Here is a 13,072-nt window from a genome sequence, read left to right as displayed (position 1 = left end):
CCGCTCCACGACCGACGCCGAACCCTCGCCGAGATAGGACCGTCGGGCCGAGATAGGACCGCGGACGGCCCTATCTCGGGGCGGAGGCCCTATCTCGGCGACGGTGCCCGCTCCCGGGCCCCACGTCCGCGCACGCACCCGGGAACGACCGCGCCCCCGCCCCGGGGACCGGGACGGGGGCGCGGTGCGCGCTGGCGCGTGGCGTCAGGCCGCGACGACCTTGACGGTCAGCTTCGCGGAGACCTCCGGGTGCAGGCGGACCTGCACCGCGTACTCGCCGGTCGCCTTGATCGGCTGCGCGACCTCGATCTTGCGGCGGTCGATCGACGGGCCGCCGGCGGCCTTGACGGCCTCGGCGATCTCGGCGGTCGTGACCGCACCGAAGAGGCGGCCGGCGTCGCCGGACTTCGCCGCCACGGTGACCGGGTTGCCCTGGAGCGAGTCGCGCACGGCGCGCGCCTCGTCGAGGGTCGCGATCTCGCGGGTCTTGCGAGCACGGCGGATCGCCGTGATCTCCTTCTCCGCGCCCTTGCTCCACGTGGTCGCGAGACCGCGCGGGACGAGGTAGTTGCGGGCGTACCCGTCCTTGACGTCGACGACGTCGCCGGGAGCGCCGAGGCCCGTGACCTCGTGGGTCAGGATGAGCTTGGCCATCTGATTGCTCCTTCTCAGCGAGCCGACGACGAGTACGGCAGGAGCGCCATCTCGCGGGCGTTCTTGACGGCCCGCGCGATCGCGCGCTGCTCCTGGACGGACACGCCGGTCACGCGGCGGGCGCGGATCTTCCCGCGGTCGGAGATGAACTTCCGCAGCAGAGCGGTGTCCTTGTAGTCGACCGACTCGATCTTCGCCGCCTTGAGCGGGTTCTGCTTCTTCTTGGGCTTCCGGACAACGGCCTTGGCCATCGTGGTGCTCCTTGTTCTACGTACGGAGCCCGGGGCGTTGCCATGCCCCGGGATGGGATGTTCGTGATGGCGCGCGCAGCGCCGGTGCCGACCTGGCGGTCAGCGGTGCTCGATCAGAACGGGGGCTCGTCGGAGTAGCCACCCGCGCCGCCGCCGCCCGCGGGCGTGGCCCACGGGTCGTCCTGCTGCGCGGACTGGCCGCCGCCGTTGAACCCGCCACCGCCGCCGCCGTTGAAGCCGCCGCCACCGCCGCCGCCGAACCCGCCGCCGCCACCACCGGACCGCTGGGTCCGGGTGACCTTGGCCGAGGCGTAGCGGAGCGAGGGGCCGACCTCGTCGACCTGCAGCTCGTAGACGGTGCGCTTCTCGCCCTCACGGGTCTCGTAGGACCGCTGGACGAGGCGGCCGCTGACGATCACGCGGGTGCCCTTGGTGAGCGACTCGGCGACGTTCTCCGCCGCCTCCCGCCAGATCGAGCAGCGGAGGAACAGCGTGTCGCCGTCCTTCCACTCGTTGCTCTGGCGGTCGAACGTGCGCGGCGTGGACGCCACGGTGAAGTTCGCGACCGCTGCGCCGGAGGGCGTGAACCGCAGCTCCGGGTCGGCGGTCAGGTTCCCGATCACCGTGATGGTGGTGTCACCAGCCATGCCAGCTCCTCGTCATCGTCGTCGTTCGTCGAAGGGTGTCCCGCACGGTACGCGCGCGGACCGACAGTCAGGACTCCTTGCGGAGGACCTTCGTGCGGAGGACGACCTCGTTGAGGCCCAGCTGACGGTCCAGCTCCTTGGCGGTGTCCGACGTCGAGGAGAAGTCGACGACGGCGTAGATGCCCTCGGACTTCTTCTTGATGTCGTACGCCAGGCGGCGACGGCCCCAGATGTCCACGTTGTCGACGGAGCCACCGTCGGTCTTGACGACCGACAGGTACTTGTCGAGCGACGGGGCGACGGTGCGCTCGTCGATGCTGGGGTCGAGGATGATCATGATCTCGTACTGACGCAGGCTCATACCCACCTCCTCTGGTCTCGGCGGCCACGGTCGTTCCGTGGCAGGAGGGTGTCGTTGCGTCGCTGCCCCCGGGCGCGTCCGCCGATAGGCGACGGTCGAGCGGGCACAGCAGCACACCAGTCTACCCGGTCCGGCGGTCCCTCAGGTCCGCAGGCCCGGGTGGACGGCGTGGTCTGGTGGTGCGGCGGCTCAGCCGCCGTTGCCGGCGCCGGGGTTGCCGGCCTGGCCGTTGCTCCCGGCCTGGCCGTTGCCGGCCTGCTCGGTGGGCTGCTGCGTCGGCTGCGGCTGCTGCTCCGGACCCTTGGACACCCGCAGGGTCACGGTCGACCCCGGGGCCACCTGCGACCCCTCCCCCGGGCTCACGCCCAGGACGGTACCCGCCGGGGCGGCGTTGAACTCCTCCGCGACCGAGGGCACCAGGCCGGCGTTCTGCAGCGCTGCCTGCGCGTCCCCGGACAGCTGCCCGGTCAGGCCCGACGGCACCGCGACGGTGGTCGGCTGCTCCGGCTCGGGCGCCTGGGTCTCGACCGGGGCGGAGGTGGTCGGCTCCGACGTGGGCTCCGCGGCGGCGCGGTTGACGTTCGCGCGCTCGGGGAAGTCGACGACGGCGGCGTACTTCTCGATCTGGAAGACCTTGCCCATGTAGTCGGCCCAGACCGCCGCCGGCCAGGTCGCGCCGGTGATGCCCCGGTCGTTGACCGTGAGCGAGCGGCCGGACGCGTCCGCGCCCCACGGCGTGATCGTCACGGGGTCGCTGCCGTTGTCGCCGACCTGCATGAGCGAGACCGCGGTGGCGATCTGCGGCGTGAACCCGACGAACCAGGCCGACCGGTTCTCGTTCGACGTGCCCGTCTTGCCCGCGATCGGGCGGTCGAGCGGGCCGACGTACCCCTCGCCGGAGCCCTTCTCCACGACCTGCGTCATGGCGTAGGTGGTGTCGGCCATGACGTCGGCGTCGAACTGCTGCACCTGCTGGGTCTGCCCGGTGTACGCGACGTCGCCGTCGGGGTAGGTGGCCTCGGCGACCATGAACGGCTTGTGGTAGACGCCCTGGGCGGCGATGGTCGCGTACGCCGAGGCCATGTCGAGCGTGGTCACCGCGTCGGAGCCGAGCACGTTCGACGGCTGGCTGTTCACCGGCGACTTCACGCCGGCGCGCTGGGCCACCTCGGCGGTCTTCTCCGGGCCGACCTCGAGGTTGACCTGGGCGTACACCGTGTTCACGGACTGCTCGGTCGCCTTGACCAGGTCGATCGTGCCGAAGTCCTCGAAGCCGAAGTTGTTGACCTTCCAGTCCCCGAACTCCTGCGGCGAGTACCCCGGGTACTTCTTGGTCAGCGGGATGCCGTTCTCGAGCGCGGCGATCAGGGTGAACGGCTTGAAGGTCGAGCCACCCTGCTGCGCGCCCCGCGTGGCGCGGTTCACCTGGTCGGTCAGGAAGTCGCGGCCGCCGTACATCGACACGATGCCGCCGGTCGCCGGGTCGATCGAGACGACTCCGACCTTCAGGTTCGGCGACGGGACCTCGCCGTTGGCGTTCTCGTACATGTTGTCGCTCGGGTCGAGCAGCTTGATGACGGAGTCCACGGCGTCCTGCTGGACCTGGGGCTCGATCGTCGTGACGATCTTGAGGCCGCGGCGCTCGAGCATGTCCTCGGTGATCGTGCCGGTCGAGACGAGCTCCTGCTGCACGTACGTGAGCAGGTAGCCGTTCGTGCCACCGAGGCGGTCGCTGCGGGAGTACTCGATCGTCGGCGGGAACGTCTGCGCGTCCCGGTCGGCCTGCGTGAGGTAGCCGTCCCGGACCATGCCGTCGAGGACGCCGTTCCAGCGCTGCTCCGCCTTGTCCTGGCTGACCGCGGGGTCCCAGTTGCCGGGCGACGGGATGATGCCGGACAGCAGGGCGGCCTCGGACACCGTGAGCTCCGCGGCCGGCTTGCCGAAGTAGGCCTGGGCGGCGGCCTCGATGCCGTACGCGCCGCGGCCGAAGTAGATGGTGTTGAGGTACCGGCCGAGGATCTGCTCCTTGGTCTCGGTCTGCGCGATCTTGATCGCGAGCAGGGCCTCCTTGGCCTTGCCGACGTAGCTCGTCGTCGTCTCGCCGACGTAGTAGCGCTCGACGTACTGCTGGGTCAGCGTCGACCCGCCCTGGGTGGCGCCGCCGCGGATGTTGTTGAGGAACGCGCGGGCCATGCCGGTGACGGACACGCCGGAGTTCTCGAAGAACGTGCGGTCCTCGGACGACACGACGGCCTCGCCGACGTGCGCGGGCAGCGACTCGTAGTCGACGAGCGTGCGGTTCGGGCCGTCGTACGACCCGATCTCGGTGGTGCCGTCGGCGAAGTAGACGGTCGACGCCTGCTCCTCGGCGAAGTCGTCGGGCGCGGGCACGTCGGTCAGCGCGTAGGCCGCGACGCCGAGACCGAGGCACAGGAAGACGAACCCGATGACGGACCCGACGACGAACCGCCAGGACGGCAGCCAGCGGTGCAGACCGCGGTAGCCCCGCCGGGGGTAGTCGATGACCCGCCGCCGTCCGCCGGACGCGGCGGCACCGCGAGCGGCGGCCGCCGAGGACCGTCGGTTCGAGCCTGCCAAGGCACTGCCTTCCTGTGGACTGCGGGGGAGGGCCGGCGGCAGGGAGCCGTCCGGGCCCGGATCAGTATGCGCGAGCGGCCGTGTCCCGCTCGCGGGCGGACGACCCCTTCCGGCGACCTCCACACGATCGCCACGAGGCCCCCCGCCCGGCTTCCCGGCCCGATGAGCATCCTGGCAGCCGCACGCCCCGTGGGCACGTGACCAGCGCGACGAACCGCCGGGGACCCCGCGCGCCACGCCGGTCGGCGCCGGGGTGTTGCCCGGATCACCCGCTTCGTCCTACCCTCCCCGATGTATCAGTTCGATACATCGACGTGCGGGGAGCGGGAGGGAGGCCACGGTGCGCGGACGTTCGGACGTGCTCGAGTCGGCCATCCTCGGCCTGCTGCACGACTCCCCGATGCACGGGTACGAGCTGCGCAAGCGGCTCAACCTGCTGCTCGGCTCGTTCCGCGCGCTGTCCTACGGGTCGCTCTACCCGGCGCTCAAGTCGCTGGTCGCGCGCGGGCTGATCGCGGGCTCCGACCCGCAGCAGGCGCCCGCCCACGGCCTCGCCGGCAAGCGGGCGCGGATCGTCTACCAGCTCACCGCCGAGGGCAAGGAGCAGTTCCAGCACGTGCTGGCCTCCTCCGGCCCCGCCGCGTGGGAGGACGAGAACTTCGGCTTCCGGTTCGCGTTCTTCGGGCAGACCGACGCCGAGACCCGGCTGCGGATCCTCGAGGGCCGGCGCACCCGGATGACCGAGCGCCTCGAGCTGATCAAGGACTCCGTGTCCCGCACCCGCGTCCGCATGGACGAGTACACCCTCGAGCTGCAGCGTCACGGGCTCGAGCAGGTCGAGCGCGAGGTCCGCTGGCTCGACGACCTCATCGACCACGAGCGCAGCAACCGCGGCGCCCGTCCCCGAGGCGCCGGCCGGCCGGCCGACGCCCGCACGAACGCTGTCGAGGATGACTCCATCGTCGCGGCACTACCCCCTCAGAAGGAGCGAGGATGACCGCCATCCGCGTTGCGATCGCGGGCGTGGGCAACTGCGCCTCGTCGCTTGTCCAGGGCGTGCACTACTACGCCGACGCCGACCCGAGCACCAAGGTGCCGGGCCTCATGCACGTGCAGTTCGGCGACTACCACGTCTCCGACCTGGAGTTCGTCCTGGCGTTCGACGTCGACGCGAAGAAGGTCGGCTTCGACCTGTCCGAGGCGATCGTCGCGTCGGAGAACAACACCATCAAGATCGCCGACGTCCCGCCGCTCGGCGTGACCGTCCAGCGCGGCCCGACCCTCGACGGCGTGGGCAAGTACTACGCGCAGACGATCGAGGAGTCCGACGCGGAGCCGGTCGACGTCGTCCAGGCCCTCAAGGACGCCAAGGTGGACGTCCTCGTGTCCTACCTCCCGGTGGGCTCCGAGGAGGCCGACAAGTTCTACGCGCAGGCCTGCATCGACGCGGGCGTGGCCTTCGTCAACGCGCTGCCGGTGTTCATCGCCTCCGACCCGGAGTGGGCGGCGAAGTTCGAGGCGGCCGGCGTGCCGATCGTCGGCGACGACATCAAGTCCCAGGTCGGCGCGACGATCACGCACCGCGTGCTCGCCCGCCTGTTCGAGGACCGCGGCGTCATCCTGGACCGCACGTACCAGCTGAACGTCGGCGGCAACATGGACTTCAAGAACATGCTCGAGCGCGAGCGCCTGGAGTCCAAGAAGATCTCGAAGACCCAGGCCGTCACCTCGAACCTCGAGGACGGCCCGCTGGCCGGCAAGAAGGACGACCGCAACGTCCACATCGGCCCGTCGGACTACGTCGCCTGGCTCGACGACCGCAAGTGGGCGTACGTCCGCCTCGAGGGTCGCGCGTTCGGCGAGGTGCCCCTGAACCTGGAGTACAAGCTCGAGGTCTGGGACTCCCCGAACTCGGCCGGCATCATCATCGACGCCGTCCGCGCCGCGAAGATCGCGAAGGACCGCGGCATCGGCGGCCCGATCCTGTCGGCGTCGACCTACTTCATGAAGTCCCCGCCGGTCCAGCACGAGGACCAGCACGGGCGGGAGCTCGTGGAGAAGTTCATCCGCGGCGAGATCGAGCGCTGATCCGGAGCGCAGCGGAGGGTGGGTCGCGAGCGCAGCGAGCGACCCGCCCGTAGCGGAGCGCGGGATCAGCGCGACCACGAGAACAGCGCGCTGCTTCCTGGGCGACCACGACGAGGGGCCCGGCACCACCACGGTGCCGGGCCCCTCGTCGCGTCCGGCGGTCAGCCCCCCGCGATCTCCGCCCGCAGCTGGTCGAGCAGCGTCGCCAGCCCGTCCGCGAGCGCCTCCGCCTGCGCCCGGGTCGCGGTCGCCGACACCGTCCACACCCGGTCGGGGCCGCCGTCCCCCACGGGCACGGCCGCGAACTCCTGCACCTGCGTCATGGGCACCGCGCCGCCGTCGACGGTCGTGGTGAAGTGCACCTCCTGGGCCACCACGGAGTCGCCGCGCTGCTCGCGGCGCACCACCACGACCTCCTGCTCGGTGGCCTCGATGGCCCGCACCGCCTCGGCGCCGAGCGCGACGACCAGCCCGGGGTCGGCCGAGCGCTGCACGCCGACGGTGACGTTGGCGGTGAAGCCGGCGTCCGGGGTCTCGTGGGCGGCGGCGAACGCGATGCCCGGGGTGCCAAGCGTCTCCGGCGGGATCAGGTGCCAGCCCTCGGGGAGCGGGGCGGCGTCCTGGGGGTCGGTGGTCATGCGTCTCCTCGGTTCCGGGGGTCCGCCGAGTCTAGGCGGCGGTCCGGATAGCCTGGCCGGGTGCAGGTGGTCTCCGATCTGAAGCAGCTCTGGCCCCTGGTGGACTTCCGGCGGCTGCTCACGGTCCGCCTGGTGAGCCAGTGCGCGGACGGCCTGTTCCAGGCGGGGCTGGCGACGCTGTTCTTCTTCTCGCCGGAGAACGCCACCACCGCGACCGGGGTCGCCGCGGCGTTCGCGGTGCTGCTGCTCCCGTTCACGGTCGTCGGGCCGTGGGCGGGCGTGCTGCTGGACCGCTGGCGCCGGCGGCAGGTGCTGCTGGTCGGCAACCTGGTGCGCACGGGGCTGACGCTGCTGACCGCGCTGGTGATGGCGACGGCCGGTGTCGGCCCCGCCGTGTACGTGCTGGCGCTCGTGACGCTGTCGGTCAACCGGTTCCTGCTGTCGGCGCTGTCGGCGTCGCAGCCGCGGGTGGTCGCGGGGCCGCTGCTGCTGACGGCGAACTCGATCACGCCCACGCTGGGCACGGTGTCGTCGGGCGTCGGCTGGGGCATCGGGTTCCTGCTCGGGCTGGTGCTGCCGCAGGGCACCACCCGGGACGTGGCCTCGCTCGTCGCCGCGGCGGTGCTGATGACGACCGCGTCGTCCGTGGCGACGCGGCTCGGCAAGGACCTCCTCGGCCCCGACGCCCGCGCCGACGCCGCGGAGATGCGCCGCGCGCTGAGCACCCTGGCCCGCGGGCTGGTCGGCGGCGCCCGGTACCTGGTCCGCCGCGGCACGCCGGCGCGGGCGCTCGGCGTGATGGCGGTGCACCGGTTCCTCTACGGCGCGGTGTTCATCGCGAGCCTGCTCATCTCGCGGAACCTGCTGTCGGACCCCGGGGACGCCCGCGCCGGGCTGGTCACGTTCAGCACGGTCGCCGCCGTGACCGGCGTCGGGTTCGCGCTCGCGATCGTGGTGACCCCGGTCGTGTCGCCGCTGATCGGCCCGCACGGCTGGATCGCGCTGTGCCTGGTCCTCGCCGCGGCGACGCAGGCGCTGCTCGCGATCACCGTCGCCTACCCGGCCGTCCTCGCGGGGTCGCTCGTGCTCGGCCTGGCGGCGCAGGGCGCGAAGATCGCCGTCGACACGATCGTGCAGCGGGACACCGCCGACGAGTTCCGGGGCCGGGCGTTCGCGCTGTACGACGTCCTCTACAACGCGGCGTTCGTCGGCGCGGCGGCGCTGGCCGCGGTCGCGCTGCCGGACACCGGCTGGTCGCGCGGCGTGTTCGCGCTGATCGCGGTCGCCTACCTCGCGACCGCGCTGGTCTACCGCACCCGCGCGACGGAGCCGTCCGAGGTGCCCGTCCGGGCCTGAGCGCGCGAGCCGGTCGGCCCGTGCGTCAGCCCTGCCGGGCCGCCCACCACGACTCGAGCTCGGCGCGGGCCCGCTCCTCCCCCAGCGGGCCGTGCTCCATGCGCAGCTCCAGCAGGTGCTTGTAGGCCTCGCCCACCTCGCGCCCGGGACCGATGCCCAGGACCGCCATGATCTGCGTGCCGTCGAGGTCGGGCCGGATCGACGCCAGCTCCTCCGCCTCGGCGAGCCGCGCGATCCGCTCCTCCAGGTCGTCGTACGCCTCGGAGAGCCGGCGCGCCTTGCGGACGTTCCGGGTGGTGCAGTCGGACCGGGTCAGCCGGTGCAGCCGCTCCAGGAGCGGGCCCGCGTCGGTGACGTACCGGCGCACGGCCGAGTCGGTCCACGTGCCCTCGCCGTAGCCGTGGAACCGCAGGTGCAGCTCGGTCAGCCGGGCGACGGCCTGCACGGTGGCCTTGTCGAAGTGCAGCGCGCGCAGCCGCTTGGCGACGAGCTTGGCGCCGACGACCTCGTGGTGGTGGAACGAGACGCCGCCGCCGGACTCGAACCGGCGCGTCGCCGGCTTGCCGATGTCGTGCAGCAGCGCCGCGAGGCGCAGCACCAGGTCCGGGCCGGGCACGGCGCCGTCGGGGCCGGTCTCCAGCGCGATCGCCTTGTCGAGCACGGTGAGCGAGTGCTCGTAGACGTCCTTGTGCCGGTGGTGCTCGTCGATCTCGAGCCGCAGGGCCGGCAGCTCGGGCAGCACCTGCTGGGCGAGGCCGGTGTCCACCAGGACGCGCAGGCCGGGCCGCGGCTGCGTCGAGAGCAGCAGCTTCACGAGCTCGTCGCGCACCCGCTCCGCCGAGACGATCGCCAGGCGGTCCGCCATGTCCGTCGCGGCCGCGAGCGTCGCCGGTGCCACGTGGAACCCGAGCTGCGCGGCGAACCGGGCGGCCCGCATCATGCGCAGCGGGTCGTCGGCGAACGACTGCCGCGGGTCGACCGGGGTGCGCAGCACGCCGCGCGCCAGGTCCCGCAGGCCGTCGAACGGGTCGACGAACGTCAGCTCCGGCAGCCGGATCGCCATGGAGTTGACGGTGAAGTCGCGGCGGGACAGGTCGCCCTCGAGCGAGTCGCCGAACGCGACCTCGGGCTTCCGGGAGTCCGGGTCGTACGCGTCGGTGCGGTAGGTGGTCACCTCGACGACCACGTCCTCGGTGCCGCGGCGCCCGTGCCGGCGCGCGCCGATGGTGCCGAACGCCCGGCCGATGTCCCAGTGGGCGTCGCCCCACGCGGCCAGGATCCGCTCGGTCTCGTCGGGCGTGGCGGACGTCGTGAAGTCGAGGTCGGCGCTCGGCCGCCCGAGGAACGCGTCGCGCACCGGCCCGCCGACCAGGGCGAGCTCGTGCCCGGCGTCGCGGAACAGGTCGCCGAGCTCCAGCGCCGCCGGGGCGAGGCCCGCGATCACGCCGAGCGCGCGCTTCTGCAGCGCGAGCAGCGCCTCGGCGTCGACGGCGGTGCCCGCGCCCGCGGGGGCGGCAGCGGTCTGCGCGCCCACGGACTCGTCGGGCGCGGTGCGGGGGGTCAGGTCGTCGGACGGCACGACGCCCAAGCCTGCCAGATCGGGGCTGCGGCCCGCCGACCCGGTGCTCCCGGGCTGCTCCGCCGCCGGTGGGCCCGCACAGGTCCTCCACGCCGAGTCCGTCCGGGGGCCGTGACGGAGTCGTTACAGTGGCCTGCATGCCTGAGCCCGCGCGCGCCCTGCCCCCGCAGGGCGTCCCCGCGCCGCCGGGCGGTCACGCGCTGCGGATCGACCCCCGGTCGACCCGGACGCGGCACCCGCAGCTGCCCGTGGTCGAGGAGACCTCCGCCGGCGGCCTCGTGGTGCGGCTGGACGCCGGGCTGCACGTCGCCGCGGTCATCGCCCGCCGCAACCGGGCGGGCCGGCTCGAGTGGTGCCTGCCCAAGGGGCATCTCGAGGGCGAGGAGACGCCGGAGCAGGCCGCGGTCCGCGAGATCGCCGAGGAGACCGGCATCGTCGGCCGGATCGTCCGCCGGCTCGGCGTCATCGACTACTGGTTCACCGGGGACGACCGCCGCGTGCACAAGATGGTGCACCACTATCTCCTCGGGGCGGTCGGCGGCGAGCTGACCGTCGAGGACGACCCGGACGGCGAGGCGGAGGACGTGGCGTGGGTACCGGTGGTCGACCTGCCCGCGCGCCTGGCGTACCCCAACGAGCGACGACTGGCCGAGGCCGCGCACGTGGTCCTCGTCGGCGAGGCATGAGGCTGCACGGCACGGCGGGGCGCGCACGGGCGATCACGGCGGCGGTCCTGGCCGCCTGCGTGCTCGCGCTGCCGGGCTTGCCCGCGCTCGCGTCGACCCCGGCCGCGAGCGCCGTCGCCGCCACCACGACCCCCGCCGCGCCGTCGACCGAGGACCTCCCGGTGTCCGTCGCGATCACCCAGGTCGCGCCGCAGGTCCTCGAGCCCGGCGACGACCTCACCGTCACCGCCACCCTGCGCAACGACGGCGACGAGGTGGTGGAGCAGCCTCGCGCCTCGGTCCGCATCTACCGCTACCGGATGTCCACCCGCGAGCAGGTCGCGGCGTGGGCGGACGCCGGGGACTCGAGCCCGATCGGGGACGTCGCCGCCTCGACCACGCTGGAGACCCCGCTCGCGCCGGGTGCCACGACCACCGTGCAGGTGACGGTCCCCGCCGCGGACATCGGGCTGCTCCGCACGGACGACGCGTGGGGCCCGCGCGGTCTCACCCTGGACGTCGGTGACGGGCGCACCCGGGTAGGCCTCGACCGCTCCTACCTGCTGTGGGACTCCGCCACCGAGCTGCCGAGCGCGCGCGTCGGGGTGCTGTCCGCGGTCGTCGGCCCGGCGGCCGACCCGTCGCTCGACGACGACGCGGACGAGCCCGCCGCCGAGGGCACTGGCCCGGCCCCCTCCCCCTCCGCGAGCGACGACGCGACGGCGGACGGGTCCGACGACGCCGGCACCGACGACCGGCTCACCGCGCTCACCGCGGCGGGCGGGCGGCTCAGCAAGCTGCTGCAGACGACCGGGGAGTACCCCTTCGTGTCGTGGGCGGTCGACCCGGCGCTGGTCGACGGCGCCGCGACGGGCTCCCGCGCCGACCAGGCCTGGCTGACCGCGCTCACCGGCGCGTCCGAGGGCCGCGAGGTCCTCCGGCTGCCGTGGGCCGACCCCGACCTCGCCGCGGTGGCGCACGCCGGTGGCGCCGCCGACACCTCGGACCTGCTGGCCCTCGCCCGCGGCATCACCTCGCAGGCGGGCGCCGACCTCTGGTCGGACGCCGACCCGGTGCTCTGGGCCGCGGACGACGTGCCCGACCAGGTCACCGCCGCCCGCGCCGCCGAGTCCGACCCCGGCACCGCGCTGGTCGTCGGCCCCGACGCGATGCCCGCGCGCGGTTCGGAGACGCCGAGCTCGCCCACCACGGTGAGCACCTCCGGCGGCTCCGTGACGGCGCTGGTGCCCGACGCGACGCTGTCCGACCTGCTGACGGAGCCCGCCACCTCCCAGCCGGGGGTCACCGCCGCGACCGCCGCCCAGCGGGTGCTCGCCGAGACGGCCGTGATCGCGCGGTCCGACGACGTCCGCAGCACCTACGTCCTGGCCACGACGCCGCGCGACTGGCAGCCGGCCACGGCGATCAGCCAGGCGCAGCTCGCGGCGCTGGGCTCCGCGCCGTGGGTCGAGACCACGTCCGTCGGCGAGATGCTCACCGCGTACGCGGCCGGCCGCGCGGACGGCGACGAGGCCGAGCGCGCCGCGCTGCCGGACTCCCAGCGCACCGAGACCGAGCTCACCCCGGCCTGGGTCAACGCCCTCGCGGCCCAGTGGCGCTCGGCGGGCGAGTTCGCCGCCGTGGTGGCCGACCCCGCGGCGCTGCTGCACGGGCTGGACGCCGACCTCGTCGCGCCGCTCGCCGTCGCCTGGCGCGACGACCCCGACGGCCGCGCCGTCGCCATCAACGACGCGATCGCCGAGTCCCAGCAGCGGCAGTCCGGCCTCGCGGTGCTGCTCAACGAGCAGTTCACCGTCATCTCCAGCTCGGCGCAGATCAGCGTGGCCGTGCGGAACGACCTCGACCAGGCCGCGCGGGTCCGCGTCGAGCTGCGCCCGCAGAAGGCCTGCCTCGACACCGCGCGCTCCCCGGTGACCGAGGTCGCGCCGAACGCCGACACGACCGTGACGATGACGCTGCGCGCGAGCGCCAACTGCGACGTGACGGTCGACGTCTCCCTGGTGTCCGAGACCGGGCGGCAGCTCGCGACGCCGCAGCAGTTCTCCGCGCGGGTCGCCCCGACCATCGAGAGCGTCGGCGGCATCGTCGTCGGCGTGCTGCTGGCCCTGGCGCTGACGTTCGGCATCTGGCGCACGGTGCGCCGCGGGCAGACCGCCCGCCGCGGCGCCCGGGTCGTCCGCGACGCGTCGACCGCCGGGGACGCCCCGCCACGAC

Annotated in this window: 12 protein-coding genes; 5 read left to right on the top strand and 7 right to left on the bottom strand. The window is 73.5% G+C overall.

The features are described from left to right. Nucleotides 1-204: 204 nt before the first annotated feature. The 5 genes from rplI to G6556_RS11970 all read right to left on the bottom strand — a co-directional run bounded on the left by rplI (nucleotide 205) and on the right by G6556_RS11970 (nucleotide 4,511). Complete coding sequence (gene rplI / locus G6556_RS11990) at nucleotides 205-654, bottom strand: 50S ribosomal protein L9 (RefSeq protein ID WP_166941584.1); 450 nt, start codon at nucleotides 652-654, stop codon at nucleotides 205-207. A 14-nt stretch (nucleotides 655-668) separates the two neighbouring features. Further along, nucleotides 669-905, bottom strand: coding sequence for a 30S ribosomal protein S18 (gene rpsR / locus G6556_RS11985; RefSeq protein ID WP_013772910.1), 237 nt, complete (start codon nucleotides 903-905; stop codon nucleotides 669-671). A gap of 113 nt (nucleotides 906-1,018) precedes the next feature. Then, nucleotides 1,019-1,552 carry a single-stranded DNA-binding protein gene (locus G6556_RS11980; RefSeq protein WP_166941582.1) on the bottom strand — a complete coding sequence of 178 codons (534 nt, stop codon included), beginning with the start codon at nucleotides 1,550-1,552 and terminating at the stop codon, nucleotides 1,019-1,021. A gap of 67 nt (nucleotides 1,553-1,619) precedes the next feature. After that, nucleotides 1,620-1,913 carry a 30S ribosomal protein S6 gene (rpsF, locus tag G6556_RS11975; RefSeq protein WP_147795064.1) on the bottom strand — a complete coding sequence of 98 codons (294 nt, stop codon included), beginning with the start codon at nucleotides 1,911-1,913 and terminating at the stop codon, nucleotides 1,620-1,622. Between the two features lie 189 nt (nucleotides 1,914-2,102). Further along, nucleotides 2,103-4,511, bottom strand: coding sequence for a transglycosylase domain-containing protein (locus G6556_RS11970; RefSeq protein ID WP_166941580.1), 2,409 nt, complete (start codon nucleotides 4,509-4,511; stop codon nucleotides 2,103-2,105). 340 nt (nucleotides 4,512-4,851) lie between these two features. On the opposite strand from G6556_RS11970, the gene G6556_RS11965 reads away from it, so the two are divergent. After that, nucleotides 4,852-5,508: a PadR family transcriptional regulator gene (locus G6556_RS11965; protein WP_166941578.1), complete on the top strand. Its 657-nt coding sequence runs from the start codon at nucleotides 4,852-4,854 to the stop codon at nucleotides 5,506-5,508. Then, a complete protein-coding gene (locus G6556_RS11960; RefSeq protein ID WP_166941576.1) occupies nucleotides 5,505-6,599 on the top strand; it encodes an inositol-3-phosphate synthase in 1,095 nt (364 codons plus the stop codon). The genes G6556_RS11965 and G6556_RS11960 overlap by 4 nt, the downstream gene beginning before the upstream one ends. A 161-nt stretch (nucleotides 6,600-6,760) precedes the next feature. Here the strand turns inward: G6556_RS11960 and G6556_RS11955 are convergent, their stop codons facing one another. Then, a complete protein-coding gene (locus G6556_RS11955) occupies nucleotides 6,761-7,237 on the bottom strand; it encodes a hypothetical protein (protein WP_166941574.1) in 477 nt (158 codons plus the stop codon). A gap of 60 nt (nucleotides 7,238-7,297) precedes the next feature. Here G6556_RS11955 and G6556_RS11950 point away from each other — a divergent pair, with 60 nt between their 5' ends. Beyond that, nucleotides 7,298-8,593 carry an MFS transporter gene (locus G6556_RS11950; protein WP_166941572.1) on the top strand — a complete coding sequence of 432 codons (1,296 nt, stop codon included), beginning with the start codon at nucleotides 7,298-7,300 and terminating at the stop codon, nucleotides 8,591-8,593. A gap of 25 nt (nucleotides 8,594-8,618) precedes the next feature. Here G6556_RS11950 and G6556_RS11945 read toward each other — a convergent pair whose 3' ends face one another. Next, complete coding sequence (locus tag G6556_RS11945; protein ID WP_240934433.1) at nucleotides 8,619-10,067, bottom strand: CCA tRNA nucleotidyltransferase; 1,449 nt, start codon at nucleotides 10,065-10,067, stop codon at nucleotides 8,619-8,621. A gap of 242 nt (nucleotides 10,068-10,309) precedes the next feature. On the opposite strand from G6556_RS11945, the gene G6556_RS11940 reads away from it, so the two are divergent. Both G6556_RS11940 and G6556_RS11935 read left to right on the top strand, forming a co-directional pair. Further along, nucleotides 10,310-10,858, top strand: a complete 549-nt coding sequence (locus G6556_RS11940; protein WP_166941570.1) for an NUDIX hydrolase — start codon at nucleotides 10,310-10,312, stop codon at nucleotides 10,856-10,858. Then, nucleotides 10,855-13,072, top strand: a 2,218-nt coding sequence (locus G6556_RS11935; protein WP_166941568.1) for a DUF6049 family protein, incomplete at its 3' end; no start/stop codon positions are given. The genes G6556_RS11940 and G6556_RS11935, both read left to right, overlap by 4 nt.

Origin of the sequence: Cellulomonas sp. IC4_254, from assembly GCF_011603975.1 — a bacterium.
Lineage (GTDB): Bacteria > Actinomycetota > Actinomycetes > Actinomycetales > Cellulomonadaceae > Cellulomonas.
This window is presented reverse-complemented; position numbering and strand designations above follow the sequence as displayed.